Origin of the sequence: Noviherbaspirillum album, from assembly GCF_035916955.1 — a bacterium.
Classification (GTDB): domain Bacteria; phylum Pseudomonadota; class Gammaproteobacteria; order Burkholderiales; family Burkholderiaceae_D; genus Noviherbaspirillum; species Noviherbaspirillum album.
On sequence record NZ_JAWIIV010000007.1, the window covers coordinates 142,944 to 169,894 of the forward strand.

23 protein-coding genes and 1 tRNA gene are annotated in these 26,951 nt (G+C 63.2%); 14 read left to right on the top strand and 10 right to left on the bottom strand.

Annotated elements, in window-relative coordinates; translation table 11 throughout:
- Positions 1-42 precede the first annotated feature (42 nt).
- Genes RY831_RS10785 through RY831_RS10795 form a run of 3 tightly spaced genes read right to left on the bottom strand, consistent with a single transcriptional unit; the run spans position 43 to position 3,084 of the window.
- Positions 43-708, bottom strand: coding sequence for an endonuclease III domain-containing protein (locus tag RY831_RS10785; RefSeq protein ID WP_326506341.1), 666 nt, complete (start codon positions 706-708; stop codon positions 43-45).
- Between the two features lie 22 nt (positions 709-730).
- Complete coding sequence (locus RY831_RS10790; protein WP_326506342.1) at positions 731-1,147, bottom strand: response regulator transcription factor; 417 nt, start codon at positions 1,145-1,147, stop codon at positions 731-733.
- 5 nt (positions 1,148-1,152) lie between these two features.
- Entirely contained in the window at positions 1,153-3,084 is a 1,932-nt protein-coding gene (locus RY831_RS10795; protein ID WP_326506343.1) for a response regulator, read from the bottom strand.
- A gap of 261 nt (positions 3,085-3,345) precedes the next feature.
- Here RY831_RS10795 and RY831_RS10800 point away from each other — a divergent pair, with 261 nt between their 5' ends.
- The 8 genes from RY831_RS10800 (at position 3,346) to RY831_RS10835 (ending at position 14,462) form a co-directional block, all read left to right on the top strand.
- Positions 3,346-7,623 (top strand): hypothetical protein, encoded by a 4,278-nt coding sequence (locus RY831_RS10800; protein ID WP_326506344.1) that lies wholly within the window; start codon positions 3,346-3,348, stop codon positions 7,621-7,623.
- 287 nt (positions 7,624-7,910) lie between these two features.
- Entirely contained in the window at positions 7,911-9,053 is a 1,143-nt protein-coding gene (locus RY831_RS10805) for a nuclear transport factor 2 family protein (protein WP_326506345.1), read from the top strand.
- Complete coding sequence (locus tag RY831_RS10810) at positions 9,020-10,300, top strand: L,D-transpeptidase family protein (protein ID WP_437126253.1); 1,281 nt, start codon at positions 9,020-9,022, stop codon at positions 10,298-10,300. Before RY831_RS10805 ends, RY831_RS10810 begins: the two co-directional genes overlap by 34 nt.
- A gap of 525 nt (positions 10,301-10,825) precedes the next feature.
- Positions 10,826-11,980, top strand: a complete 1,155-nt coding sequence (locus RY831_RS10815; protein ID WP_326506346.1) for a hypothetical protein — start codon at positions 10,826-10,828, stop codon at positions 11,978-11,980.
- Between the two features lie 317 nt (positions 11,981-12,297).
- Entirely contained in the window at positions 12,298-12,552 is a 255-nt protein-coding gene (locus RY831_RS10820) for an AbrB/MazE/SpoVT family DNA-binding domain-containing protein (RefSeq protein WP_326506347.1), read from the top strand.
- Complete coding sequence (locus RY831_RS10825; protein WP_326506348.1) at positions 12,546-12,866, top strand: type II toxin-antitoxin system PemK/MazF family toxin; 321 nt, start codon at positions 12,546-12,548, stop codon at positions 12,864-12,866. Before RY831_RS10820 ends, RY831_RS10825 begins: the two co-directional genes overlap by 7 nt.
- A 16-nt stretch (positions 12,867-12,882) precedes the next feature.
- Positions 12,883-13,197 (top strand): flagellar transcriptional regulator FlhD, encoded by a 315-nt coding sequence (gene flhD, locus RY831_RS10830; RefSeq protein ID WP_326506349.1) that lies wholly within the window; start codon positions 12,883-12,885, stop codon positions 13,195-13,197.
- Between the two features lie 155 nt (positions 13,198-13,352).
- Complete coding sequence (locus RY831_RS10835) at positions 13,353-14,462, top strand: hypothetical protein (RefSeq protein ID WP_326506350.1); 1,110 nt, start codon at positions 13,353-13,355, stop codon at positions 14,460-14,462.
- A 218-nt stretch (positions 14,463-14,680) separates the two neighbouring features.
- Here the strand turns inward: RY831_RS10835 and RY831_RS10840 are convergent.
- The 4 genes from RY831_RS10840 to RY831_RS10855 form a co-directional block, all read right to left on the bottom strand.
- A tRNA-Lys gene (locus RY831_RS10840) sits at positions 14,681-14,756 on the bottom strand.
- Positions 14,757-14,949: 193 nt separating this feature from the next.
- On the bottom strand, positions 14,950-16,764 hold the full coding sequence (gene tfpB, locus RY831_RS10845; RefSeq protein WP_326506351.1) for a type IV pilus assembly ATPase TfpB: 1,815 nt from the start codon (positions 16,762-16,764) through the stop codon (positions 14,950-14,952).
- Positions 16,761-17,621, bottom strand: coding sequence for a spermine/spermidine synthase domain-containing protein (locus RY831_RS10850; protein ID WP_326506352.1), 861 nt, complete (start codon positions 17,619-17,621; stop codon positions 16,761-16,763). Before RY831_RS10850 ends, tfpB begins: the two co-directional genes overlap by 4 nt.
- A 60-nt stretch (positions 17,622-17,681) precedes the next feature.
- Positions 17,682-18,155, bottom strand: a complete 474-nt coding sequence (locus RY831_RS10855; protein ID WP_326506433.1) for a DNA-deoxyinosine glycosylase — start codon at positions 18,153-18,155, stop codon at positions 17,682-17,684.
- Between the two features lie 133 nt (positions 18,156-18,288).
- On the opposite strand from RY831_RS10855, the gene RY831_RS10860 reads away from it, so the two are divergent.
- From RY831_RS10860 to RY831_RS10875, 4 genes are read left to right on the top strand one after another with little or no spacing between them, the layout of a single operon-like run.
- Complete coding sequence (locus RY831_RS10860; protein WP_326506353.1) at positions 18,289-19,038, top strand: SDR family oxidoreductase; 750 nt, start codon at positions 18,289-18,291, stop codon at positions 19,036-19,038.
- Between the two features lie 19 nt (positions 19,039-19,057).
- Complete coding sequence (locus RY831_RS10865; RefSeq protein WP_326506354.1) at positions 19,058-19,834, top strand: helix-turn-helix transcriptional regulator; 777 nt, start codon at positions 19,058-19,060, stop codon at positions 19,832-19,834.
- A 36-nt stretch (positions 19,835-19,870) separates the two neighbouring features.
- Positions 19,871-20,314: an Mpo1 family 2-hydroxy fatty acid dioxygenase gene (locus RY831_RS10870; RefSeq protein WP_326506355.1), complete on the top strand. Its 444-nt coding sequence runs from the start codon at positions 19,871-19,873 to the stop codon at positions 20,312-20,314.
- Between the two features lie 22 nt (positions 20,315-20,336).
- Entirely contained in the window at positions 20,337-21,377 is a 1,041-nt protein-coding gene (locus RY831_RS10875; RefSeq protein ID WP_326506434.1) for a 2-dehydropantoate 2-reductase, read from the top strand.
- A gap of 16 nt (positions 21,378-21,393) precedes the next feature.
- On the opposite strand, the gene RY831_RS10880 is transcribed toward RY831_RS10875, so the two are convergent.
- Positions 21,394-21,981 (bottom strand): TetR/AcrR family transcriptional regulator, encoded by a 588-nt coding sequence (locus RY831_RS10880; protein ID WP_326506356.1) that lies wholly within the window; start codon positions 21,979-21,981, stop codon positions 21,394-21,396.
- Between the two features lie 171 nt (positions 21,982-22,152).
- Here RY831_RS10880 and RY831_RS10885 point away from each other — a divergent pair, with 171 nt between their 5' ends.
- Both RY831_RS10885 and RY831_RS10890 read left to right on the top strand, forming a co-directional pair.
- Complete coding sequence (locus RY831_RS10885; RefSeq protein ID WP_326506357.1) at positions 22,153-22,587, top strand: hotdog fold domain-containing protein; 435 nt, start codon at positions 22,153-22,155, stop codon at positions 22,585-22,587.
- A gap of 20 nt (positions 22,588-22,607) precedes the next feature.
- Positions 22,608-23,087: a thioesterase family protein gene (locus tag RY831_RS10890; RefSeq protein WP_326506358.1), complete on the top strand. Its 480-nt coding sequence runs from the start codon at positions 22,608-22,610 to the stop codon at positions 23,085-23,087.
- Positions 23,088-23,215: 128 nt separating this feature from the next.
- Here the strand turns inward: RY831_RS10890 and htpG are convergent, their stop codons facing one another.
- Together htpG and RY831_RS10900 are read right to left on the bottom strand one after the other, a co-directional pair.
- Positions 23,216-25,129 (bottom strand): molecular chaperone HtpG, encoded by a 1,914-nt coding sequence (htpG, locus tag RY831_RS10895; RefSeq protein ID WP_326506359.1) that lies wholly within the window; start codon positions 25,127-25,129, stop codon positions 23,216-23,218.
- Between the two features lie 318 nt (positions 25,130-25,447).
- Positions 25,448-26,914: an aminotransferase-like domain-containing protein gene (locus tag RY831_RS10900; protein WP_326506360.1), complete on the bottom strand. Its 1,467-nt coding sequence runs from the start codon at positions 26,912-26,914 to the stop codon at positions 25,448-25,450.
- Between the last annotated feature and the right edge of the window lie 37 nt (positions 26,915-26,951).

The following is a 26,951-nucleotide window of genomic DNA, read 5'->3' on the forward strand; positions in this document are numbered from 1 at the left end:
CAAGGCAGGCCGAGGCGACCGTGCACCCATTCGCAATCCGCTCTAGCGACTTTCCTCCACGCCGACCTGCCTGCACATGTCCAGCACCGGGCAGGTCGAGCAGCGGGGACGGCTGCCGGTGCAGATGTGTTTGCCGAACGGCACGAGCAGGCGGTTGATTTCGATCCAGTAGCGGCGCGGCAGCTGGGCTTCGAGGGCGAGCAGGGATTTCTCGGGCGACGAAGCCTTCACATAACCCCAGCGCCCGGTCACGCGATGCACGTGCACGTCCACGCTGATGAAGGGTTCTCCGCAAGCGATGCCGAGCACGAGATTGGCGCACTTGGGCCCCACGCCGGCAAACGACATCAGCACTTCCCGGTCGCAGGGAAGGGTGCCGCCGTACTCATCCCTCACGCGGCGGGCGATGGCCAGGATCTGGCCTGCCTTGCGTTCATGGAAGGTGCTTGCGCCGATCAGGGCATCCAGTTCCTCAAGCGCCAGTTCGCACATGCCGGCCGGCGTACGGGCGCGCTCGAAGAGCTTGCGCGATACGGGCAAGGTCACTTCATCGAAGGTGCGGATGGAAATGATGCAGGCGACCAGCTGCTCGAAAGCCGATGTGTATCCCTCCTCGGCCAGCTGAAACAGCGCCGCCTTCGGCCACGGATCGACGGCGGTCCGGATGCGCCTGACGGCCACGGCGATATCAAAGGGTTTTTTGTCCATGTCGCAGGCTCCGTTGCTTCAATCACGACTGGCTTCGGCGGTCTTCGTTCTGTCTTCCATCCTTCTTGCGCCGCACGCACTGGCCGATGGCATCCATCACCTTTGTCGCATTGAACGGCTTGACGACGAAAGCCGCCGCCCCGGCTTCCAGCGATTTCTGGACATTCTCCAGCGTGGGCAGGGCGCTGACCATGATGATGCCCACATCCGGCGCGCTTTCCTTGATTTTTCTCGCGGCATCGTGCCCGGACAGCTTCGGCATGTCGATGTCGAGAAAGGCGATATCCGGTTGATGCAGAAGGCAGAAATGGACCGCCTTCTCGCCGTCACGGGCTTCGCCGATCACGCTGAAACCCTGTTCGCGCAGGAGCAGCCGCAATACGCTGCAAGTCGTGCTGTCGTCGTCGGCAATGATGATCTTGATGTCGTTGTCCGGCATGGCACTCAGCCCAGCAGCGACTGGATTTTCGCGCTGACGCGCCGGTACTCCGCTTCTATCCCTCCCAGCCGCGCGGCAAAGTCGCCGAGGGCGCCGGCCTTGGCGGCGTTCTCCAGTTCGCGGCACAGCAGCGAAAGCGCGGTCGCGCCGATCGATGCGCTGCTGCCGCTCAGTGCATGCGATACCTTGGCGAGCAGCGCATGGTCGCCGGCAGCATGGGCGGCGCGCATCGCGGCAATGCGCGGCGGGCTGTCATTGCGATAAAGCGCCGCGAGTTCGGCAAAGTCGGTGCCGAACATTTCCCTGACCATGTCCAGTTCGTCATCCACTGCGGCAGAGTGGGTTTCGGCCACCTCGGCCCGCGGCATCCAGCGCGTCAGCATGTCTTTCAGCGTTTGCGGCCGGATCGGCTTGGACAGGAAATCGTTCATGCCGGCCGCCGCGCACCTGTCGCGCTCGTCCTGCGTCGTGCAGGCAGTGAGCGCGATGACGGGCACATGCTTGACCGGTCCGTCGAGCCGGCGGATCAGGCTGGTCGCCTGGTAACCGTCGAGCAGCGGCATGTCGCAATCCATCAGAATCAGGTCGTAGGCTCCATCACGCTGCATGTCGACCGCTTCCTGGCCGTTGCGGGCCACGTCGGTGCGGCAGCCGATCTTTTCCAGCATGCGGATCGCCACCTGCTGGTTGACCGGATTGTCATCGGCCACCAGCACGCGCTGTCCTTCGAACATGGTCGCGGCGGAAGCGGAATCCATGGGGGGCGTCCCCGTCGATGCCTGCAATGCGCCGCCGTGTTCGGTGATCAGGCCGGCGAGCCTGAGCGCTGCATGCATGAGTTGCTCGGCCGTCGTCTCTTCCGTGATGACCGCGCCGAAGCCGGAAGCGCGGATGCGATCCTTCTCCGGGGCATCGGCATTCATGAGCACGCCGATGCCAAGCCTCGCATAGCCGGGCTCGCCGTGCACCGCGGTGCGCAGCGTATCGGCATCGATGCCTTGCACCGCCGGTGCAAGCAGCAGCAGTGCATAGGGAGCGCCTTGCGCCGCGGCCTGACTCAGGGCCTGCATGCCGGCCGCGAAGCTGCCGGCATGTTCTATCCGCGCGCCGGCTTCGGCCAGCGGCGCCAGCGTCGCATCCCAGCGCCCGGCGTGTTCATCCAGCAGGAGGATGCGCATCCCGGCAATTGCGCCGGCAGCATGCGGAATATCGAGCAGCAGGCGGAAGCTGGCCCCGAGGCGAGGCGCGCTCTCGACGCTGATGCTGCCGCCCATCAGCCGCGCCAGACGCACGCAGAGGGCCAGTTCGACGGCATTCTTGCCATGCATCTTGAGCGCCGCCATGCAGGTGCGCAACGGTTGATTGAGCGCCGCCGTCAATTGTGCCCCGGCCTCGGACGGGCCGCTGGCATGCACGGCCATGCGCAGCTTGCCGGCTCTGTCGCCCAGGTCCAGTTCATGGCGTACCGCGATATCGCCGTGGTCGGCGACGCGGATGGCGGTGTTGACCAGGATGCCGACGACCTGGCGCAGGCGCGCAGGATCACCCACCAGCAAGGCGCTCTGCGGATAGTGCACCGTCAGCCGCAAGCCTTTCTCCGCCGCCGCCGGTCGCTTGTCTTCGCAGGCGGCCTGCAATACCGAAAGCAGATCGAAGGGGGTGCGCGTCAGGCTGAACTGGTTCGATTCGAGCAGCGACAGGTCGACGATGCGTTCAATGACTTCCAGCAGCGTGTCGACACTGTTCTGGGCAACGCGCGCATATTCATGCTGGGCATCGGTGAGATCGGTCTCCAGCAGCAGTTCCAGCATGCCGACGATGCCGTTCATCGAGGTGCGGATGTCATGGTTCATGTCGGCCAGCAGGCTTCCCATCGCCACGGTAGTGAGATCGCCGGCTTCGGCGGTGGGAGGGGAATTCCTGTCATCGGTCTGCATGGGCGCTGGCCTTTTCCGCTGGATTGCGGTGTTGATGCTTCGAAAATGTTGCATGGAAATACACTTTCCATGCAGTCGGAGACGGCTAATGTAATACGGTTTGCGCTTCCTGTCCGTCCCACATATTGGGGAAATAGCCGTCATTTCGCCGCCTGTTCGGCGGCTGCTTTTTTTCCTGCCCGGGGATAATGCATGGTATGAAATTCCGGCCAGCACACTACAACAACCCGCCGGAATCGCCCATCGTGCGGGAGCAGATCAATGGATGACAAACAGGCATGGCGCAACAGGCTGATGGAGTCCGCAGGAGCCGGGCTGGAAGAGGCCGACCGGGCTGACTCCGCCGAGATGGCTGAAGCAGGCAAGGCAGTCGGTGCAGCGACGCCCGGCATGTCCGCAGCGAAAGACGCGGCGGGCATCGATTTGAAAGCGATCCGCGAAGCGATTGCCCGCGTCGAAGCCGAGGCGCGCGCCACCGTCGCCGCGGAAAACCGTGCCAGCGCCGAAGCCCGTGTCCGCGCCCTCGCGGAAGAAAAGGCCCGGCTCGATGCCGCAGCGGCCGCCGAGGCTTACCGCAATGCGCGGGCGGCGGAGGAAGCCATCCAGGCCAGCCGAGCCCGCCTTGAGGCCGAACAGCAGGCGCGCGAAGCCGGCGAGGCGCGCGCGGCCGCCATCCAGCGCGAGACCGAAGAGCTGCGCGCCCGCGCCGAAACCGAGACTGAAGCCGCCCGCGTTGCCGATGAACGCGCCCGCGCCGAACAGGCCGCCCGCGAACGCGCCGCCGAACATGTCGCCACCCAGACCGAGATTGCCGCCCGCACCGCGGCGGCGGCGGAAGAACTGGCGCAGGAAACCGAGCTCGCCCGCTGGCAGGCGGCGCAACGCATTGCCGCCACCGAAGCGGCGCGCCAGGAAGCCGAGGCGCGTGCGCGTGCCGATGCCCGCATCACCGCGCTCGCACGGGAGCAGGAACGCCGTGAAAAGGAAGCCCGCCAGGCGGCCGAGCAGCTGGCCCAGGCGCGCAGCGAAGCGCTCGATACCGCACGCCAGCGCGAACTGGCCGAATCGATGGCATTGCAGGCCGCGCTCAGCCGGGCCCCTGCCGAGGTGCGGGCACGTGAAGAAGCCCGCGCCCGCACGCTGGTGGAGCGGGAAAACGAAGCCGCCGCGCAGGCGCGCATCGAATTCGAACGCAAGGCGGCGGAAGCCCTGCAGGCCCGACTGCAGGCGGAGTCGGAAATGCGCGATGCCGCGATGCGGCGCGAACAGGCCGAATCCAGCGCCGCCTCGGCTGCGCTGGCACGGCGCGACGCCGAAGCGAGCATTCTTGCCGCCACCGAATCGCGCATCCGTGCCGAGCGGGAATTGCAGCAGCTGGCATTGAGCCGCGTCGAAGCGGAACACCAGGCCGACCTGCAGGCGCGCCGGCGTGCCGACGCCGAGGCGCGCGCCGCCGAGGAAGCCAATCAAAGGGTGCGCCTGGAGCAGGCGATGGAAGAAGCCGCCAAAGCGCGCGGCGAGGAAGAGCAGCGCGCCCGCGCACTGTCCGAGCGCCGGCTTGAACTGGAACGCGCAGCGGCGAAGATGGCCGCAGACAAGGCGGCGGCGGAACAGCAGGCCTGCGTGCGCGCGGCCGAACACGCCGAAATGCAGCGTCAGGCGGCCGACATGGCGGCTCGCAAGGCGCAGGAAGCCACGGAGCATGCGAAGGCCGAACGCCGCCGCGCCGAGGCCGAACAGCAGGCAGTCGAAGCCCTGCAGGCAAGAATTCGCGCCGAAGAAGATGCCGCGGTCGCGGCGCAGGGCCGGGCAGAGGCGGAAAGGCAGCATGCCAGCGTGCTGCGCATGCAGGAGCAGACCGACCGGGCCTGCCGGTCTGCTCGGGAAGAAGAGATTGCCGCTGGCAAGCTGGCTCTCGCCAAGGCAATCGAAAGCGCCGATGCCCAGCGCCAGGCAGCGGCAGCCGCGGTGCAGCAAGCGCGCGAGGCGGTTGAAATGGCCAAGCTGGAACGCCGGCGCGCACTTGATGAAGCGCAGGCGCTCACGGTTCTCCGGCAGAAGGCGGAAGTCGAGCGGCAAAAGGCCGCGGCGGCCTGCCAGGCACTGGAAGCGGCACAGCTGCGGCTGGCGGCGGAGCAGGCGTCGCTGCTTCAGGAACAGCAGCGGACCAAGGCCGAACGGCAGCGCGCCGCCGAATTGACTGCTAGGGAAGAACTCGACCGCGCCGCACAGGCGGCAGCCGCTGCGGAAGCCACTGCGCTGCATCATGCCAATGAACAAGCCAGGGCGGCGGTGGATTACAAGCGCAAGGCGGCGCTGGCAGCGCTGCTCAAGGCCAAGGAGGCGACCGAGGCAGCAGGTGCCGAACGCAAGCGAGTCGAGCTTGAGCAGCAGGCACTGCAGGCGGAACAGGAACGGCGCCGGGCGGAAGAAGCCCTGCGCGAAGAAACCGAGGCGCGCTTGCGCGCAGAGCGCGAACAGGCGCTGCTGCTGCAGGAGCGGCAGCTTCAGGAAGGCAACGCGCGCGAGGCACTGGAAGCGCGTTCCGCCGCGGAAAAGCTCGAGCTTGAACAGGCGGCCCTGAAAGCCGTGCGGGAACGCGCGGCCGCGGAGGCGGCGGAAGCGCGCGCGCATGAGGCAAGCGAACTTGCACGTGTCGAGCAAGCCCGCGCCGCAGCGGAACAGCAGGCGCTGGAAGCCGTGCGCAATACCCTGGACGCAGAACGCGCGGCGCACGAGGAAGCCGTGATGCGGGCCCGCGCCGAGGAAGAGCGGGCCGCAGCCGTGCGCCTGCGCGAGCAGGCCGAACATTCGGCGCGCCAGGCGGTCGAGGTCCGGCTCGCCGCCGAACGGCATGCGGCGCAGCAGGCCGCCGAACGCGCCGAACTCGAGCGCAAGGCGGCGCAGGCGGCGCTGGGGAAAGTGCGCGAAGCGATGGAGCTGGCCCGGGTCGAAAAACAGCGGATCGCTGCTGAACAGGCGGCGCTTGCGGCCATCCGCGAAAAGCTGGCGGCGGAGCAGGCACTGCGGGATGAAAGCGAGGCGCGCGCCCGCTCCGAGCGCGAGCTGGCCAGCATGCTGGCCGACCGCGAGGCGGCCGAGCGTTCCGCTCGCGAGGCGAGGCAGGAGCAGGCTGCGGCGGAAAAGGTTTCGCTGGAAAAGGCGGCGGAGCATGCCCAAGCGCAGCGCCGTGCCGCCGAATTGTCGCGAGCCAGGGCGGAGCAGGCCATTGCCCTCGCCAAGGCCGAACAGCAACGCGCCGACGCTGAGCGCCGCGTGCTGGAAGGGCTGCAGGAAAAGGTTGCGGCGGAACAGGCGGCGGTGCAGCATGCGCAGCAGCGTGCCGCAGCCGAGCATGACATGGTGCTTATCCAGCGGCAGCGCGCCGACGCCGAGCGCGAAATGCGCGAAGCCGGCGAAGCGAAATGCGCGGCCGAGAAGCAACTGTTCGACAGAACGGCTGAACAGGCCGAACTGCAGCGCCGAACCGCCGAGCTTGCCATTGCGCGCGCGCGCGAGGCGGTGGCGCTGGCAAGCGCTTCGCGCCAGCGTGCCGCGGCCGAGGAAAAGACGCTGGCGGCGCTGCGGGACAAACTCAAGCTGGAACAGGAACGCACTGCCGCCGAGCAGCAGGCGCTGGCCGCGATCGACGCCAGGATGGAATCCGAAAGCCGTGCGCATGCCGATGCCCTGGCCGCTGCGCGCTGTGCCGACGAGCAGGCGACGGTGACCCGTGCGCGCGAAGAGCGCGCGCGCAATGACCGCCTTGCCATCGAAGCGCGGCTTGCGGCGGAAAAGCAATTTCTTGAAGCGTCGGCCGAGCAGGCGCGCCGCAACAGCGAAGCGGCCGATGCCGCGGAAGCGAAGGCACGCGAAGCGATCGCACTGGCGCGCATTGAAAGCGCACGCGCCAAGGCCGAGCAGGCCGCGCTGGACGCGATCCGGGAAAAGATGGAGTCCGAAGCCATCGCGCTGGAACATGCGCAACAGCGCGCGCTCGCGGAACGCGAAGCGGCGGAACTTGCCATGCAGCGCATGAAGGCCGAAGCGGAAGCGCTGACGGCCGAAGAACTGCAGGCGGCTGCCGAACAGCGTGCGCTGGACGCTGCCCGCAGCCGCAGGGCGGAAGCCGAAAGCGGCGCGAACGCGGCGGAAGAGCGGCGCCGCGCCTGCGACCGGGAGCGCGAAGCCGCGCACGCGACCACGAAAGCGCTGCTCGAGCGCCTGAATGCCGATGTCGCCAAGCTGGGCGACTGGAGGCAGCGTGCCGAGGCGGTGCTCGCCGAAGCGCCGGTTCCGGCCCGGGAAGGATTATTCATCCGCCGTCCTGTCGTTGCGCTTATGAGCGGCGTCGCCTTTGCCGTCGGCGTGGCCGCCTCGGCATGGTTCATCCAGGATGGCGGCACTGCGCCTGTCAGCGTCGAAGGCACCCAGGCTCCGGTCGCGGTGAGCACCGATTCCGCTGAACACGGCGCCATGCTTGTCCCCGCAAGCCTGCGCATGAGCTATCAGCTCGAACAGCGCGAACCGGGCCGGTAAGCGCGCCGAGTTCGTCTTCCTGGCGGGGTTCACCCTGCCAGGAACAAGCGGCAAGGTCCGGCAAAATGGCGTAATGCGGGCACTGCGGTTAGAATTGCTGCGGTGCTGCAGGGATGGCGCTCCGGCGCCGACGCTGCGTTGCCTCTCTGGCAAAGCCGCAGTTCATTGACCATCCGGCTGTTGTAGCGGCATTCGCAATGCGGCCGGATACGCGAACTCTTGTATCGCGCACCCGGTTTTTGCTTCAAAATAACACCCATCGAATCATGATTTTCTCGCCCCGTCGCATGTCCAAAATCCGTTTGCGTCCTGCCATCAGTAAAAGCATCGTTCTGTCAGGACTGCTGACCGCGTTATGCGCCGCCCCCGCCATCGCGGACGACGCAGCCGATATCAACAGGTTCATGCGCGCCGGCCAATACGGCGAGGCCTTGAGCAAGATCGATGCCGCTCTTGCGCGGACGCCCCGCGATGCGCAACTGCGCTTCCTGAAGGGCGTGATCCTGGCCGAGCAGAACAAGTCCGCCGAAGCGATCGCGGTCTTTGCCAAGCTGACGGAAGACCATCCGACCCTTCCCGAACCGTACAACAACCTCGCCGTTCTCTATGCGGCGACCGGCCAGTACGACAAGGCGCGCGGCGCGCTCGATTCCGCGATACGCACCAATCCGACGTACGCCACCGCCTACGAAAACCTCGGCGATGTGCATGCGAAGCTTGCGAGCCAGGCTTATGACAAGGCCTTGCAACTGGACTCCGGCAACAGCGCGGCGAAGTCCAAGCTCACGCTGATGCGTTCGCTGGTCAGCGTCAACGGCGTCGCCGGAAATGTCAAGCCATCGTCGAATCCGCCGAAGCCGCACGAACAGATCGTGGCCTCCGCACCGAAACCTGCGCCTGCCGCGGTTCCTGCTCCCGCGCCATCGGCCCCGGCCCCGGCTCCCGCCCCGGCAGCCAAGCCTGCGGACCAGGTCGCCGCCGCGAAGCCCGAACCCGCCAGGCCCGCTCCCGTGAAGCCGGAGAAGCAAGACAAGCAGGACGCCTCGAAGGAAGCCAAATCGGCGGCCAAGCCGGCGCCGGAAGGCAACGCCGGGCGCGACGAGGTGATCGAAGCCGTCCAGGACTGGGCAAAGGCCTGGAGCGCGCAGGACGTCAAGGGATATCTGAATGCCTATGGCAGCGATTTCCAGGTACCGAACGGGCAGGCCCGCAAGGCGTGGGAAGAGGAACGCCGCAACCGCATCGTCGGCAAGGGCCGCATCAATGTGAAGATCGAATCGCCGCAGGTCAGCGTCAACGGCAGCACAGCCACCGTCAAGTTCCGGCAGGTTTACCTGTCGGATCGGCTTACCGCCAACACCCGCAAGACCCTGGTGCTGACCAAGCAAGCCGGGAAATGGAAGATCAAGCAGGAAGTCACGGGCGGCTGATGTTTCGCTTTCAATCACATAAGCCGCTTGTCCGGCGCGGCCTAGTCATCGGCCTGTCGTGTTCGCTTGCGGCGGGACTGGGCTTGTCGGGCCCCGCAGCGGCGTCGAGTCCTGCGATCCGGGAAGCGATGCAGGCAGTCGCTTCCAAGCCTGATCCCGAAGCCCTGCTCATCGAGGTCTACAGGGAACTCGGCGCCAATCATCTGCGCAAGGCGCTGGAAAAGGCGGATCAGCTGGTCGAAGCTTATCCCAATTTCCGCCTCGGCCACCTGATCCGCGGCGACCTGCTGCTGATGCACAGTCGGCCCGTCTCGACGCTGGGCGCCGTGATCGGCCCCGAAGACAAGCTCAAGAATCTGCGCGAAGAAGCGATGGTGCGCCTGAAGTCCCTGCGCGAGCGTCCCGATCCGGATCTGATCCCGCGACAGGTGCTGCAGCTGCGCGAGGACCAGAAACACGTGCTGCTGGTCGATGCCAAGCGCTCCCGGCTTTACGTGTATGCCCACCAGGCAGGGCAGCTGAAGCTGGTCACCGACTACTACATCAGCCAGGGCAAGTATGGCGTGAACAAGCTCAGGGAGGGCGATCAGAAAACCCCGGTCGGCATCTATTACATCACCAGCCGTCTCTCAGGTACGCGCCTGCCGGACTTCTACGGATCGGGCGCGCTGCCCATCAATTATCCGAATGAGTGGGACAAGCTCAACGGCCGCAGCGGTTCGGGCATCTGGCTGCACGGCACGCCGTCGGACAGTTTCAGCCGGCCGCCATTATCTTCCGACGGCTGTGTCGTGCTCACCAATCCCGACCTGTACAGGCTGTCCAGCTCTGTCGAGATCGGCAAGACGCCGGTCGTGATCAGCGAGAGCATCGATTTCGTCAACAAGACCAAATGGGAGAATGACCGTGCCGTCGCGGCGCGCATCCTCGACGGCTGGCGCCAGGACATCGAAAGCCTGAACCCGCTGCGCATCGCCCAGAATTATTCCCGCCAGTTCAAGTCGGATCGCGGCGAGGATCTCGATGCCTGGCTCGGCAAACACCAGCAATCGCTCGGCAAGGTCAAGGCATTGAAGCTTACGCTGCGCGACATGACGCACTTCTTCTATCCCGGCCGGGATGACATGATCGTGAGTACGTTTACCCAGGAAACATTGGTGGGAAAAAACAGAAGCACCTTGCGCAAGCGCCAGTACTGGACGAAGGAAGGCGCAACCTGGAAAGTGGTGCACGAAGTCAATCTCTGATGCAAGCTCAAGCCGTCCCGAAGTGGATTCGTCTCCTTTCTCTTCGGTCAAACTGCCATCGCATGTTCGTCATCCATGGCTACGCCATGGATGCATCCCGCACCTTGCCCGCACAGCCAGTCATAGAAGTCAGCCGTGGCGCCGTGTCTTCGGATAGGGATGCATATGAGCCAACTCAAGCGTGCGATTGATTCCATCTTTGGCATGTGGCAAATCTCATACCTCTCCTCTATCCTGTTGAACCACTGAAGTGCCGCGTTGTCTTTCCTGACATAAGTAACCGTTTCATCAGGCTGGTTTAACATGCGGTGCCCATATTGCGGAACGGAAAATTCCGTCCAGGTTTGCGTGCGGTGCGAGCGTTCGCGCGCTGTCCGCAACGCCTCGCCATATACAACCGACCCCCGCGCGGCCTCCATGCCATACGGGAACCGCAACGGCCCGATGAGCAGGAAGAGCGCGAACGTTTTTGCCGCTTCGTTGCCTGCAACGGCGACTATTGCATTGCTTCGGAGGACACGTTACTTGACCGGCCATTCTTCATCGATGCCCCCACCGGATCCCTCTGCGCCTGGACGCGGCGCGCCGCAGGCAGGATCGACGCATGCCGGTGCGGCCTATCCTTCGAAGGAGGGCGGTCCGTCGCATCCCCATCCCGCCCAGGAACAGCGCCACGCCAGCGGGGCCTTCGATGCCTCGGCATACTCTTCCGGCCCCTTGCCCCCGAATCCGGCTTATGAGGAATTCCAGCGCGAGTATGCGGCACGATACGCGCCGTACAGCGAGCCCGTGGTCAGCCGGCGGCGCAAGGGTTTTCGTGCAATCCATATGGCACTGATTTTCACGCTCGGCGCTGCGGCCGGGTTGACCGGCGCGTGGTGGGCCGATTCTTCCGACCAGCAGTCGGCGGCGTACTCGCCGGTACCCGGCATTGCATCCGCCAAGCCCGACTTGCCGCCGTACGAACAATTGATCCGGCGCGATGGTTCGCTGGGTGCGTCTGGCAGTTCAGGCACGCAGGGTGTGCGGGGCATCCGTCCCGGCGAACTGCCCTATGACGGCAAGCCGCCTGCGGAAGACGAGGAGGTGATTGCCTCCGCGCCGGCCACGTCATTGTCATCAGCGGGGATCTCATCCGGTGCCGGCGGCGAGGAAGACGATGCGGCTGCGGGGCAGTCAAACCAGCCGTCGGCTGCCGCTCCGGCACCCGAGAAGGCGAAGACTCCGCCTGTTGCCGCTGTGACTCCCGCAGCTCCTTCGGCCACTGCAGGTCGAGCGGCAGGATCGGGGGCGGCAGATGTGCAGGTGAAGGAAGCCAATACCCGGGCATCCGGCCCGAGCGCGCCTGCCAAACGCACAGCCGTTGCAAAGAATGCGAAAGATCAGGAAATCGAACGCATCCGCCGCCAGGCCGACGATGAGCTTAAGAAGAAGGGCAGCGCGCCGCGCCGTGCTAATGAGGAACGCCCTGCGACGCGCGTCGCCCAGAAAAATCAGGGCGGCGGCCAGTCGTCGAATGCGCCGTCTTCGTCGAATAATCACAAGGTCATGCTTGCCCAATGTGAAGCGGCACCGAATATTTTCAGGCGTGAACAGTGTAAATGGAAACTGTGCAACGGCATGTGGGGCAAGAATGGCTGCCCTTCGTACGCCAAGCCAAATAATTTCTATAAGTATTGATAGTTGGAACAAAGTAATCACATCATTGCTCCATACCGGAGCGGTGATCCTGCGCTTCGTCCTCGTTCCTCCTCCTGGCCCTCGTTTTCCGTAACGCCAAGGGCCGTCTTATTAAATCCCTTGTTTAATTCATCATTGAAGTTTAAGCGGTTTGTTAAGACTTGCATCTCCAGTGTTGCGCCGTTCGTACATAGTATGTACATCGGTAAATACTAAGTAGCATTTCCCAATGAAAAGTTCGAACATTGTTTAAATAAACATTTGCCGCAAGGGAAGTTTGTTGTACTATGTTCGTACATTCTGTTAAAGGAATTTCTATGAAGACTGCAATACGCAAGATGGGTAATTCGCAAGGGATATTAATTCCCAAGCCGTTCTTGTTGCAGACCGGTCTTGATATCGGCGAAGTGGATATCGACGTGGAAAACGATACGATCGTAATTCGCAAGCCGAAGAAAAAAGCGCGCGAGGGATGGGCAGAGGCATGCCAGAAGATCGCGGCGAGCGCGGCGGAGCAGGCAATCGCCTGGCCGCTGATTACGAATGACGCAGATGCTGGATTTTCATGGTAAAGCGCGCCGATGTTTGGCTGGTTGATTTCGAAAAGCCGGTCGGAAGTGTGACGCAGCAGCGCTGGCCGTGCGTCATCGTATCCCCGGAAGAAATGGATGAATACCTGAGCACGCTGATCGTGGCGCCGATGAGCACCCACGATATGCCGGCGCCATTCAGGATTCCCGTCATGTTCATGGGCAAGCAGGGAATGATCCTGCTTGATCAGATCTGTACGCTGGAAAAGGCGCGGTTGATAAGGAAGCTGGGTGTGATCGGCGATGACACCATGGCTAAGACCCTCGAAGTATTGCAAGAAGTTTTCGCTTATTAAGATAAGGACGATTCACATGGCCAATGATTACCTGTCCGAGATTCGCGATGTTAATCTCAGCTACCTTATGATCGCTCAGCAGATGATTCGTGACGATCGCGCCGAAGCCATTTTCAGGCTTGGCATCAGCGGCGAGATCGCCGACCTGATCGCAGGCATGAGCAATGCGCAGGTGCTGAAGATGGCAAGCTGCAATGTCATGCTTTCGCGCTTCCGCTTTAACGATACCGCCATCCTCTCCACGCTGCTGCGCGACAAGGCCGGCGCGACAGGCGCTCCCGTGCATGCGTCCATCATCATGGCTTCGCAGGCGCCGGAAGCCCTGGTTTGACGAGGCAAATGGCGTGACCATCTGCAAGCGCTGCGTACGAATGTCGTTGCCGCTTCTTTCCGCGATACGCGGGAAGAAGGCGGCGGTGCATACGCGTGCTTGTGCATGGTCTCTCCCGGCCTTGCGTTTCTGCGCCGGCTCGAACGGAGGCTGAAATGCATGCCTTGGACGTCGTCGACAATCCGCTGCACTGGGAAACCGAGCGTCAGAATCGCATTCACCAGGAAGCGGTCGAGCAAAGAAAGAAGCTCGCCGGCACGGGCGCAGGTACTGCGCCACGAAGCCTGTCTCGCAATGACGGTATGTCCAACAATACCGAAGCGGCACTTGCGGCCGACTCCGGGCAGAGGAGCTTCCTCGGCGATGCCGAACGCCTCCGCTACTACTGGATCGACAAGGTCCTGCGCATTCCGCGCATCCGATCCGCACTGATTCCTCTTGACGAAACAAGCGAAGCCGACAGCTGGAGCAAGCCGCTCTCGCTGAAGAAAGCCGATATTGAGCCGTTTGCCTCGTTCTTCCGCGGCTATTGCCGGTCGCGCCTGTTCCTGGAGCCGGTAAGCCTGCGCGCCGGCCAGATCGACAGCAGCGAAGCATTGCAGCTCGATTTTCCGGTGCGGGCGCTATTCGAACTCAGGGGCTTCGACGCGAAGTTCATTTTCGACCCGCCGGTACAGATTGATGCGCAGATTGAATTTCACGATCTTGAGGAAGACTTGCGCGAGTGCCGCGATCATGCGCGCATGCGGCTGTTGATCGAGATGGCGGAGAGCATGCACGACAAGCAGCTCGAGCAGGCCGTCGCCAGGGGGCGTGAGATGGGCGACGCCTTGCACGATGCACTGATGGGCGAGGGCCATGTCAATCTCATTCGCGCGTGGGAGCGTGTCCATCAGCGCAAGCCCACCATACAGGAACTGCATCTGATGCTGACGACCGGCCGCATCAGCGTCGAGCAACGCCAGGATGCTGCCTCCACATCGACCAGGCACCGGCCTGCTCCCGCACCCGTGGCGGAAGAGCGGCGGGCCGAGGCAATGCCGAGAAGGGCGGTTCCGATTACACCACGCGCCGCCGCGCCTCAGCCTCAGGCAGCGGCCATTCCCGTCGAACAGCATGTTCCGGAAGAGGAAGCCGGCACGAATGTGTCTGCAAGCGAGGCCAAGGCAGCGTCGTCATCGTCGCGTGTCCGCCAGGTCTTCCTGTATCTTCTTCATGCCGCGGTCGGCGGCGCCGCGCTTGTTGCGTACACCTGGTATTTCTGAAATTTTCCGAACATTCTGAAAAGAAGCGGACAGGCTTTGAGCGGGCTGGTCCGTAAGCTTGCCTGGAGCCATGTACGCGATGGAGGCGGATGATTCGTGAGGTTTCGCCGGAGAGCGATGTGCAAGCGGTAGATGCATGTAATGCGCGCAAACAATGCGTGCAAATAGCTTGCGCAAACAGAAAAGGGTCTAAGCTTTCACTTAGACCCTTCGTATTCTGGTAGGCCGTGCGGGACTCGAACCTGCGACCAACGGATTAAAAGTCCGCTGCTCTACCAACTGAGCTAACGACCCAACGAGGCCCGCATTATAGCAACATTCGCCGAAATTGGTAGGCCGGCAGTGGAAAAATTATTCATCGGCCGCCAAGTAATGTCGGACTGCATGTTGTTGTGCCGCGCAGTACATACTACGTTAATACAAGTTTTAATTTTGTTCTTACTTGATTCTAAAGATGCCGTAGCACATGGCAATGCCATGAGCCTGTTCAGGTCAACGCGGACGTGACCTTCAGCACTTCATCCGCAGTCGTTACGCCTTCGCTGATCTTCAGCGCGCCGGCGATTCGCAGCGGCATCATGCCGTCATTGATGCTCTGCCGGCGCAGCGCATGGATGTCGGTCTCTTCCCTGATCAGCTTCGAGAAGGGCTGGGTGATCGTGAGAAGTTCGTACAGGCCGGTGCGTCCGCGGTATCCGGTTTGCCGGCATTCCGGACAGCCGACCGGGCGATACACGGTCGTTGGCTTGGGCAACGTCCATCCTTCCGCCAGGCCGGCCCAGACATCGTCGTTCAATTCTCCATCCGGCTTCTTGCAGTCCGGGCAAAGCGTGCGCACCAGGCGCTGGGCCATGATGCCCACCAGGGTCGCCTCCAGCAGGTAGTAGGGCACGCCAAGTTCGAGCAGGCGCATCACGGCCGACGGCGCGTCATTGGTATGCAGGGTCGACAGCACGAGGTGCCCGGTCAGCGCCGCCTGTATCGCCATCTCGGCCGTTTCCAGGTCGCGGATCTCGCCCACCATGATGATGTCCGGATCCTGCCGCATCAGCGCGCGCACGCCGTCGGCGAAGGAAAGGTCGATGCCGTGCTGGACCTGCATCTGGTTGAAGCTGCCTTCCACCATCTCGATCGGATCTTCGACGGTGCAGACATTGACCTCGGAAGTGGCCAGTGCCTTGAGGGTCGTGTACAGCGTCGTGGTCTTGCCCGATCCGGTGGGGCCGGTGACGAGAATGATGCCATGCGGACGCGCCGTCAGCGCATCCCAGCGCTTGGCATCGTCCGGCGGGAAGCCAAGCTCGGGCAGCGTCTTGACCACCACATCGGGATCGAAGATGCGCATCACCAGCTTCTCGCCGAAGGCGGTCGGCAGCGTGGACAGCCGCAATTCGATTTCCTGGCCACCGGCGGTCCGCGTCTTGATGCGGCCATCCTGCGGCCGGCGCTTCTCGATCACGTCCATGCGGCCAAGCAGCTTGACGCGCGCGGTCATTGCGATCATCACCGCGATCGGTACCTGGTAGACCTGGTGCAGCACGCCGTCGATGCGGAAGCGGATCACGCCGAGGTCGCGCTTCGGTTCGAGGTGGATGTCGGAGGCACGCTGCTCGAATGCATACTGCCACAGCCAGTCGACGATATTGACGATGTGCTGGTCATTCGCATCGAGCGTCTTGTTGGTTTTCCCAAGTTCGACCAGCTGCTCGAAATTGCTGCGCAAGGACACATCCTGGTTACCGAACTTGTTGGCACCCTTGATGGACTTGGCCAGCGTGAAGAACTGCGCGGTGTACTGGGCGATGTCGAGCGGGTTGGCGACCACCAGTCGCACGCTGCGCCGGGTGATCTTGGCGATCTCGGCTTCCCATTCCACGGCCAGCGGCTCGGCGGTGGCGATCACCACGTCGGTGGGCGTCAGTTCCACGGGCAGGATGTTGAAGCGGCTCGCGTAGGTGGCCGACATCACATCAGCCACCTTGGTGAAATCGATCTTCAGCGGATCGATGCGGAAGAACGGCAGCTTCACCTTGCCGGCCATCCACTCGCTCAGCCAGTCCAGCGTCAGCAGCCGGTGCGGCGGCGCAGCCGACTGCAGCTTGCACTGCGCGACGGCGGTCAGCGGATGCATGGTGACAGTGGCATTCCGGAGCAGGGCTTGCGCCTGGTGGAAGAGCGCTTTCGCATCAGCCTTGGTCACGATGCCGTCGGCGAGCAGCCAGCTGAATATCTGCTGCAGGTCGATGCTCCGCGCTGCGGGCTTCGCAGCAGGGCTGCCGGATTGCTCGAGTCTCGCGTTCATGGCTTTCCTTGTTTTTCCAGCTTGTCCAGGCGCAGCTGATGCCAGGTCTGCATGCCGGTGACCCAGGATTTCGTGGGCAGCTTGGTGGCGGCCTTGATCTGCGCGGCGCGTTCGTGCAAGGACTTGAAGTCGAGCTCGGGCCTGGTCTTGAACGCCACGACCACCACATTGCCTTCATGGACCGGCGCCAGGCACAGCGTGTCGGCGAAGGCATAGCGCATGGCCTTGTAATTCTTGTTGTAGCTGGGATGGTCGCCGAACAGGTTGACGGTCATGATGCCGTGCGGCTTCAGGCAGGCGGCGCAGGCTTCATAAAACTCCGGCGTGTCGAGCACCGGCCCCTTCACGGTGGCGTCGTAGAGATCGACCTGGAGCGCATCGAGCGTGCCGTGGTTGGCCGGGTCGGTGACGAAATCCATCGCATCCATCTCGCGTATCGACAGCCGCTCGTCTTCCTGCGGCAGCTTGAACATCGAGTGGCAGACGGTGATGACGGCAGGATTGAGTTCGACCGCCGTCACGCGGGCGTCGGGAAACTGCCGGTAGCAGAATTTGGTCAGCGCGCCGGTGCCGAGGCCGAGCTGGGCGACGTGGGAGGGCTGTTCGATGAACAGCATCCAGGACATCATCTGCTGCGCGTATTCCAGTTCGATCCAGTCCGGCTTGCGCTTGCGCATCGCCCCTTGTATCCATTCGGTACCGAAATGCAAGAAAACCACGCCGTCCTGTTCCGAAAGGGTAATAGGAGCGAACTTGGGCTTGCGCGGCGCCTTGGGGGCCACCTCTGGCTTGCCCGACTTGCCTGGGCCGGCCTTGCGGTTGGCTTGCGCTTCCATGGAATTGCGTTTGATGAGCATGGCGATGTGGCAATCTGCCGTCCGTCGGCAGGACGGACGAGAAAAAATGTTTCTGTCATTCTACAGAATGATGTTCTTCCATTGCGCCAGTTTTTCTTCAAAGGAAAGCTGGGCGTTGGCCGGGGAAGACGAAGGCAACACCAGTGTTTCAAAGCCTGCATCGGCGAAGTAGGGCGCGTACTTTCCGGAAGTCTTGCCATTGAAGCAAACCCGACGCAGCGCAGGCGCTTCATGGCGCAGCACCGCGAAGTCATTGGCCTGGGCCTGCCGGATATCGGCATCCAGGCTGCCTTCGCGCTCGCACAGCGCGATCACGTCCCACAGGCCGATGCCGTGGCCGAGCAGCTGCCTGAGCCTTTGTTCGTAGGGCAGGCCGGCGAACGGATCGTTCAGCACCGCCGAAAGCAGGCGCCAGAACTGGTTGCGCGGATGCGCATAGTATTGCTGCGCGGTCAGCGAGGCGGCGCCGGGAAAGCTGCCGAGAATCACGATGCGCGTGGATTGGTCGAGGACCGGCGGAAAACCGGCCAGCAGGGCGCTCTGCGGGATCGGGGTAACGGGCATGCTCCATTGTAGCCGCTGGCTTTCTGGACCGTGGCGGGGCGGCGTCGATCCGGACGCTGGTTTAATATGTCGTTATCGGAAAGACCACCAGCGGGAGAAAAACATGTCCAGAAAGGTCATCCTCATCACCGGCGGCAGCCGCGGCATCGGCGCCGCGACCGCCCAACTTGCTGCCACCCAGGGGTATGCGGTGTGCATCAGCTATCTCGGCAATCGCGCAGCCGCAGATGAAGTCGTGCAGGCCATCCTCAATGCCGGCGGCGAGGCGATCGCGGTGCAGGCCGATGTGTCGTCGCAGGAGGATGTCGTGCGGCTGTTCGGCGCGGTCGACCAGTCGCTCGGCGACATCGACGCGCTGGTCAACAATGCCGGCATTCTCGAACACCAGATGCGCGTGGAAGACATGGACGCGGGTCGGCTGGCCCGCGTCTTCGCCACCAATGTCACCGGCAGCTTTCTGTGCGCCCGCGAGGCGGTGCGGCGCATGTCGACCGCGCGCGGCGGACGCGGCGGCTCGATCGTCAACCTGTCGTCCATCGCCGCCAAGCTGGGCGCGCCGAACGAGTATGTCGATTACGCCGCATCCAAGGCCGCCATCGATGCGATGACCATCGGCCTGGCCAAGGAAGTGGCGGCCGAAGGCATACGTGTCAACGCGGTGCGGCCCGGCGTCATCTACACCGAAATCCATGCCAGCGGCGGCGAGCCGGGCCGTGTCGACCGCGTCAAGGAAGCCGTGCCGATGAAGCGCGGCGGCGACGCGATCGAAGTAGCCAATGCCGTCCTGTGGCTGCTGTCCGATCAGGCTTCCTACACCACAGGCTCGTTCATCGATGTCGCCGGCGGCCGCTGAAACCGGCGGCAGCGCCTGCATGTTCCTCTGGCACGGCAGGGCGCTCATCGTCGGGCCCGGCATCGATTCCTCGCCGCATGCGCATTTCGCGGTGCAGCTGACCCTGGGGCTCGATGGACCGTTCCGCGCGCGCAGGGGCTCGGATCAGCCTTGGCTGGAAACCAGAGCCGCGGTGTTTGCGCCCAATGACGCGCACCAGATCGACTGCGGCGGCGCGATGCTGGCGCACCTGTTCGTCGAGATGCCGCTGCGCCAGCAGGCGATAGCCACCGTGCTGCCTGCCCAATATCATGCGTTGCCGCATTTCGCTTCGATTCGACATGCGCTCGACTCGGCGCGCCGCGGCCTGCTGGATGTGGAAGGCGCCGAGCGGGCCGCCGCGCAGTGGCTAGATTGCGCGGTGCCGCAGGCCTACTCGCCGCCGGCCTACGATGCCCGCATCGCCGGCGCGCTGGAATGGCTCGCCGCCCATCCCGGCAGCGAGCCGAGCGGGGCCATCCTTGCCGGGCAAGTGCATCTGTCCGAGAGCCGCTTTACCCACCTGTTCCGCCAGCAGACGGGCATGTCGCTGTCGCGCTACCTGCTGTGGATGCGCCTGCTGTCCGGTGTGGCGGCCGTGGCCCGGGGCGCCAGCGTGACGGCCGCCGCCCATGAGGCCGGCTTCGCCGACCTGGCGCACATGAGCCGCAGTTTCCGCAGTACCTTCGGCGTCATGCCGTCGGAACTGCAAAAGATGACGATTGCGTTCAAGCAGATGTCGCAGCGAGATCCTAAGATGATGGTAAAGAGCGATTGAAAAAATCGCCTGACCAACCTATTCAAGGAGACCGTCATGGAAACAATTGCGCAGCGGCAGGTCGATGCCTTGCTGGACAAGTACGGTGAGAGCCATCGCAATCCCGCCAACGAACTGATTCATGTGATCTGCATCCCGGCCATCATCTTTTCCTTCCTTGGCCTGCTCTGGAGCCTGCACCCGCTGGCGGCGCTGGCCATCACCATCATTTCCCTCATCTACTATCTCCGCCTGTCTGTATCGTTCGCGCTCGGCATGGTGTTGATGTCCGGCTTCATGCTGTGGATGCTGTCGCTGCTGCCGCAGGCGCACGTGCTGAGCATCTCGCTGGCGGTATTCGTGGTTTCCTGGATCGGGCAATTCATCGGTCACAAGATCGAGGGCAAGAAGCCATCCTTCTTCGACGACTTGCGCTTCCTGCTGATCGGCCCGCTGTTCGTGCTGGCCATCCTGTACCGCCGCATGCATATTGCATACTGATCGCAGCGCGATCATTGCGCGGATGAAGATCGCGATCTTCGGCGCCGGCTCGATCGGCGTCTATGTCGGCGTCTCCCTGCTGGCAGCCGGCGCCGATGCGGTGCTGATCGGGCGCCCGCGCATGCATGCGCGTATCGCCAGCGAAGGCGTGCGGCTGACCGACCTGCGCGGCGCCGACCTGGAGGTCGATGCAGGCCGCATTCCCTATAGCGAAGGCGCAGATGCGCTGAAGGATGCCAGCCTGATCCTGGTCACCGTCAAGAGCGCCGATACCGTCGCCGCCGCAGCGGCGATATGCGCGCATGCCCGTTCCGATGCCTTGGTGATCAGCCTGCAAAACGGCGTCGGCAATACCGATGTGCTGCGCGCGGCCTTGCCGGGGCGAAGTGTGCTGGCCGGCATGGTGCCGTTCAATGTCGTGCAGATGCCGGGCAATCGTTTCCATCGAGGCACCGAAGGCGAACTGATGGTGGAAGCCTCGCCGAGGCTGGCGCCATGGCTGGATTTATTCCGCAACGCAGGCCTGCCCCTGCTCGAACGCGACGATTTCACCCCGGTACAGTGGGGCAAGCTGCTGCTGAATCTGAACAATCCAATTAATGCGCTGTCCGGCTTGCCACTGAAGGCGGAACTGTCGCAGCATGCGTATCGGCGCTGTCTTGCATTGCTGATCGGCGAGGCGCTTGCGGTCCTGAAGGCCGCGGGCATCAGGCCGGCAAAGGTGGCGCGGGTGGCGCCCGGCCTGTTGCCCGTGCTGCTGCGGCTGCCCGACTTCCTGTTCCTCCGGGTGGCGGGCGCCATGCTCGACATCGATCCGCAGGCACGCTCCTCGATGTGGGAAGACCTGCAGGCCGGGAGACGCACCGAGGTCGATTACCTCAACGGCGCAGTGGCGCACCTGGCGCAGGCCCACGGCCGGACTGCGCCGCTGAATGCCCGCATCGCGGCGCTGATCCGCGAAGCCGAGCAGGGAAACGGGAGGCGGTTCAGCGGCAGCGAACTGCTGGCGGCGCTGCAAACCGGGACCGGCCAGCCGGACGGTGCTAGCCGCGTCGGTCGCTGACTCTCGCCCTAACCGATCATGCCGGTTTCATGGCCGCCCAGGCGGCATCCGCGAACACCTCCCGATAAGCCTTGATGTCGGTTTTCGCCCTGCCCGACAGCCACAGGCGAGCATAGTCGTGCGCCGGACCGGTCATCAGCGAGCCGTAGAGTTCCATCGGCAATTTCCTGATGCGGCCGGCATCGACGTGCGGCTGGAACCATCCCATTACCGATTCGAAATGCGAGCGGGTCTGCTCGCGCAGTTCATCGGCCATGCCGCCGCGTGCAAGCACACCGCGCCCGTAGAGCACGAAGCGAGCCTTGTCCGGATTGGCGGATACCCAGTCGGCATAGGCGTGGGCGATGGACCTGACGCCTTGTTCCGCGGTGGTCGCAGCGTTCAACAGGTCGCGCTGGTAGGCATGATGCTCCGTCAGCGCCGCCACATACAGCGCCGCGGCGATGCTTTCCTTGTTGCCGAAGTGATGGTACATGCTGCCGATGCTGGCCCCCGAACGCTCACGGATCATGTCGATGGTAGTGGCCTCAATGCCTTGCTCGGTGAAACAGGCGAGGGCGGCATCGAGGATTTCCTGCTTTCTGCTTTTCTTTTCGACGGTCATTTCCGGTTCTGCGAGACGAATGAAATTCCGGATTGACTAGAATATTATTCTAGAATATGATTCTAGAACGGTATTCCGGCAATCCGACACACCCCAACCATACCGCGACTGCGCGGCAGCGGCAAATCCTGATTTCCTGTCGCGATCCCATTCCAAGCAAAGGAGCAGCAGATGAATTCAACCCTGGCCCTGTACCAGCAGATGGGCAACGAGGTATTCAGCAAGGCGGTCACCCAGGTGGCGCCATACTTCTCGACGATCACGCCGGATTTCACCGCGCTGCGCCCCGGGTTCGCGGAAGTGCGCTTCGCCAACCGGCGCGAAGTGCACAACCATATCGGCACGGTGCATGCGATTGCCTTGTGCAATGCGGCTGAACTCGCCGCCGGCACCATGACCACGGTGTCGATCGCCGAAGGGCGGGAATGGATACCGGTCGGCATGAACGTGCAATACCTGGCCAAGGCGAAAACCGACATGCGGGTGGTGGCCGACGGCTCGGGCGTCGACTGGAGCCATGCCGGCAATGTCGAGGTGCCGGTGGATGCCTTCGATACCGAGGGCAGGCGGGTTTTCACGGCCACCATCACCATGAACCTCAGGTAAGCCCCGGACTGGAGAATCGCATGAATCTGCTGTTCCGGATGCTGTATGTGCTGCTGGCGTCGCTGTTCAGGCCCCGCATCGATGCCGCGGAATTTTCAAGCCGCCTTTGCCTGCGCACCCTGCCGAACGACCTCGACATCAACCTGCACATGAACAATGGTCGCTATCTCACCATCTGCGACCCGAACCGTGTGGACCTTTTCATTCGTTCGGGCCTGGCGAAAGTGATGCTGAAGCGCAAATGGATGCCGATGATCGCCGACCACACCATGACCTACAAGAAGCCCCTGAAGCTGTTCGAGCCGTTCGAGGTGGAACTGGCGGTGACGCATTGGGATGCGAAATACTTTTACATGACGCACACCTTCACCGCCGGCGGCAGGGTGGCGGCGGTCGGAACCTCGAAAGGCGTGATCCGTTCGCGCGAAGGCGTGGTGGACCCGGCGCTGGTGATGGAAACAATAGGACTTGCGGAGCGCATGCCGGGCACTGCTGGCTGAAGGCGGCGGGGATAAACGAAAGGAGCGGGCCGTCAGCGCCGCTCCTTTCAATTTTTATTGCCGATTTGTCTTGCTCAAGGCAGCATCAGCGCCGCCCCGTGGCGCAGCGGCTTGATTAGCCGCCATGCTTACTTGGCCGCCATGCCCAGCAGCATCTCGTTGAGACGCTTGACGAAGCCCGCAGGATCGGACAGGTTGCCGCCTTCGGCCAGGGTCGCCTGGTCGAACAGGATATGCGACCAGTCGTCGAACTTGGCTTCCTCGTACTTCAGGCGCTGCACCAGCGCATGGTCCGGATTGATTTCCAGGATGGGCTTGGACTCGGGCGCGTTCTGGCCGGCCGCCTTCAGCATGCGCAGCAGGTTGCCGGACAGCTCGTTCTCGTCCGCCACCAGGCAGGCCGGTGAATCGGTCAGGCGGAAGGTCACGCGCACATCCTTGGCCTTGTCCGACAGGGCGGTCTTCATCTTCTCGACCAGTTCCTTGTACTGGGTCTCGGTTTCCTCGTGCTGCTTCTTCTCGGCTTCGTCTTCCAGCTTGCCGAGATCGAGGTCGCCCTTGGCCACGGAGGCGAGTTCCTTGCCCTCGACTTCATGCAGGAAGGACAGCATCCATTCGTCGACGCGGTCGGTCAGCAGCAGGACTTCGACGCCCTTCTTGCGGAAGATCTCCAGGTGCGGGCTGTTCTTCGCTGCCGCGAAGTTGTCGGCAGTGACGTAGAAGATCTTTTCCTGGCCTTCCTTCATGCGGCCGATATAGTCGGCGAAGGACACGGTCTGCGCATCATTGTCGTTGTGGGTGGACGCAAAGCGCAGCAGCTTGGCGATGCGCTCCTTGTTGCCCTGGTCTTCGCCGATGCCTTCCTTGAGCACCTGGCCGAACTCGGTCCAGAAGGTGGCGTACTTGTCCTTCTGTTCCTGCTCCTCGGCATTGGCCAGTTCTTCCAGCAAGCCGAGCACGCGCTTGGTCGAGCCTTCGCGGATCACCTTGACGTCGCGCGATTCCTGCAGGATCTCGCGGGATACGTTCAGCGGCAGGTCGGCCGAGTCGATCACGCCCTTGACGAAGCGCAGGTAAACCGGCATCAGTTGCTCGGCGTCGTCCATGATGAAGACGCGCTTGACGTACAGCTTGATGCCGCCGCGCTTGTTGCGGTCCCACAGGTCGAAGGGCGCGCGCGCCGGAATGTAGAGCAGCTGGGTGTACTCGCTGCGGCCCTCGACGCGGTTGTGGGTGTAGGCGAGCGGCGCCTCGAAATCATGCGAGACATGCTTGTAGAACTCTTCGTACTGCTCCTTGGTGACTTCGGACTTGCTGCGGGTCCAGAGCGCACTGGCCTGGTTGACCGTCTCGAACTCGTCGCGCACCACGGTTTCCTTCTTCTCCTCGTCCCATTCCTCCTTCTGCATGAGGATGGGCAGCGAGATGTGGTCGGAGTACTTGCGGATGACGGATTTCAGCTTCCAGAGCGAGAGGAATTCATCCTCGCCCTCGCGCAGGTGCAGCGTGATGTCGGTGCCGCGTGCCGGCTTGTCGATCTGCTCGACGCTGAAGTCGCCTTCGCCGCCGGATTCCCAGCGCACGCCCTGGTCCGCAGGCAGGCCGGCGCGGCGGCTGTCGACCGTGATCTTGTCGGCCACGATGAAGGCGGAATAGAAGCCCACGCCGAACTGGCCGATCAGCGCCGCATCCTTCTGCTGGTCGCCGGAGAGCTTGGAAAAGAATTCCTTGGTGCCCGACTTGGCGATGGTGCCGAGGTGCTCGATGGCGTCATCGCGGCTCATGCCGATGCCGTTGTCGGAAATGGTGATGGTGCGCGCCGCCTTGTCGAAGGTGACCTTGATCTTCAGTTCGGGATCGTCTTCGAACAGCGCGTTGTTGTTCATCGCTTCGAAGCGCAGCTTGTCGGACGCGTCGGAGGCGTTGGAGATCAGTTCGCGCAGGAAGATTTCCTTGTTGGAGTACAAGGAGTGAATCATCAATTGCAGCAGTTGCTTGACTTCTGCCTGAAAACCCAGGGTTTGCTTTTCGGCTACGGCCATTTTCACCTCGAGAATCAATGTGGGGAGTGGAAAGGGCAGACGGCAGTCCTTCGTAAAGGTGCATGCCGGTCTGACAATTCTTGCGAAATGGGGACTGGGTGCGGGATTTCAAGGGCTGATATTGCAGATCGTCAATTGCGTTACGGTAACCCCCTTCTCCCGTAGGCGGGAGAAGGGCCGGGGATGAGGGCGGTTGCAAGTGCGATTGTCTTGGCAATTCCCCTCACCCCCACCCCTCTCCCGCCTGCGGGAGAGGGGAGTTCTCTTCGTACTAAAATGCGTTGGCTGCGGAACGAGCCGAGCCAAGGTGAAATTTCCCTAACCTCTTCCCAATTCCCGCTCCAGAAACCTCAGCACTTCCATGTCGCCCATCGAAGCCACATTCACCCGCATGCGGGTCGAAGGCAGCTGGCTCGGAGAAAACAGGCTGCCCGGTGCCAGCAGGATGCCTTCGGACATCGCCTTCTCGGTCAGGACATTCGTGTCGCGCCCGGTATCGGCCCACAGGAACAGGCCGGCCGGGGTGCTGATGTCGATCGTCAGGCCGACTCGCTCGAGCTGCTTGACCATCTTGTCGCGCACGCCGTCAAGCTTGCCGCGCAGGCGGTCCACATGCTTGCGGTAGTGGCCCTCGGACAGGATCTTGTAGACGATGCGCTCACCGATGTCGGAGGTGGTGAGCGTGGACAGCATCTTGCGGTCCGACAGCCGCTTGGCCATCTCCTCGGTGGTGGCGATGAAGCCGACCCGCAGATTGGCGGCCAGAGTCTTGGAAAAGCCGCCGAGGTAGATGACGCGGTTCAGCTGGTCGAGCGACGCGATGCGGGTGGCCGGCTGCACCGAGCTGCCAGGATGCAGGTCGCAATAGATGTCATCCTCGACGATGGTGAAATCATGCTGCTCGGCGATTTTTAGGATCTGGAAGGCCTTGGCCGCCGACAGCGAGGTCGAGGTCGGATTGTGCAGCACCGAATTGATGACGTAGAACTTCGGCTTGTGCAGCGCCGCCAGTTCAGCCAGCTTGGCGATGTCAGGTCCGTCCGGCAGGCGCGGAATGCCGATCACGTTGGCGCCGAGTGTGGCAAACGAACCGAACATCAGGAACCAGGCCGGATCGTCGACGAAAATCGTGTCGCCGGGCCGAGCGAAATGCCGGGCCACGATATCGAGCGCCTGCGTGATGCCGGAGGTGGTCACGATCTGGTCCGGCGTGGCGGCGATTTCCAGTTCCGCCAGCTTGAGCTGCAATTGCTGGCGCAGCGGCAGGAAACCCTGCGGATTGCCATACTGGAGAAGCTGGCTCTGGTTCTGGCGGCTGATCGCGCGCAGGCCGTTGGCAATCAGTTCGCCGTCCAGCCAGTCGTTCGGCAGCAGGCCGGAGCCCGGCGTGCGATGCGCCGGATACTGGCGGAACATGTTGCGCACCAGCCAGACCACGTCGATGCGCTGCGGCGGCGCTTCCTCGGCATGGGCATGGCCTGCGGCAGCCATCATCGGCGAGCGCTCGCGCACATAGAAGCCGGAGCCGCGCCGCGATTCGAGGAAGCCCTGCGCCACCAGCCGGTCATAGGCTTCCACTACCGTGAAGCGCGATACGCGGTGGGTCTCGGCAAACTGCCGTATCGAAGGCATGCGCGCGCCGCTGCGCAGCAGCTTGTCGTCGATGCGCGCCTGTATGGAGCGGACGATCTGGTCCACCAGCGATTCGCCGGCTTCCCTGGAGAGGACCGGTGCGGCGGCGAGACTGAGGGCGGCTGTCTTCGCATATCGGGCTGTATTGGTCATTTTGCCGTGACAGTGGTCAGGATTATTTAAAAAAGTG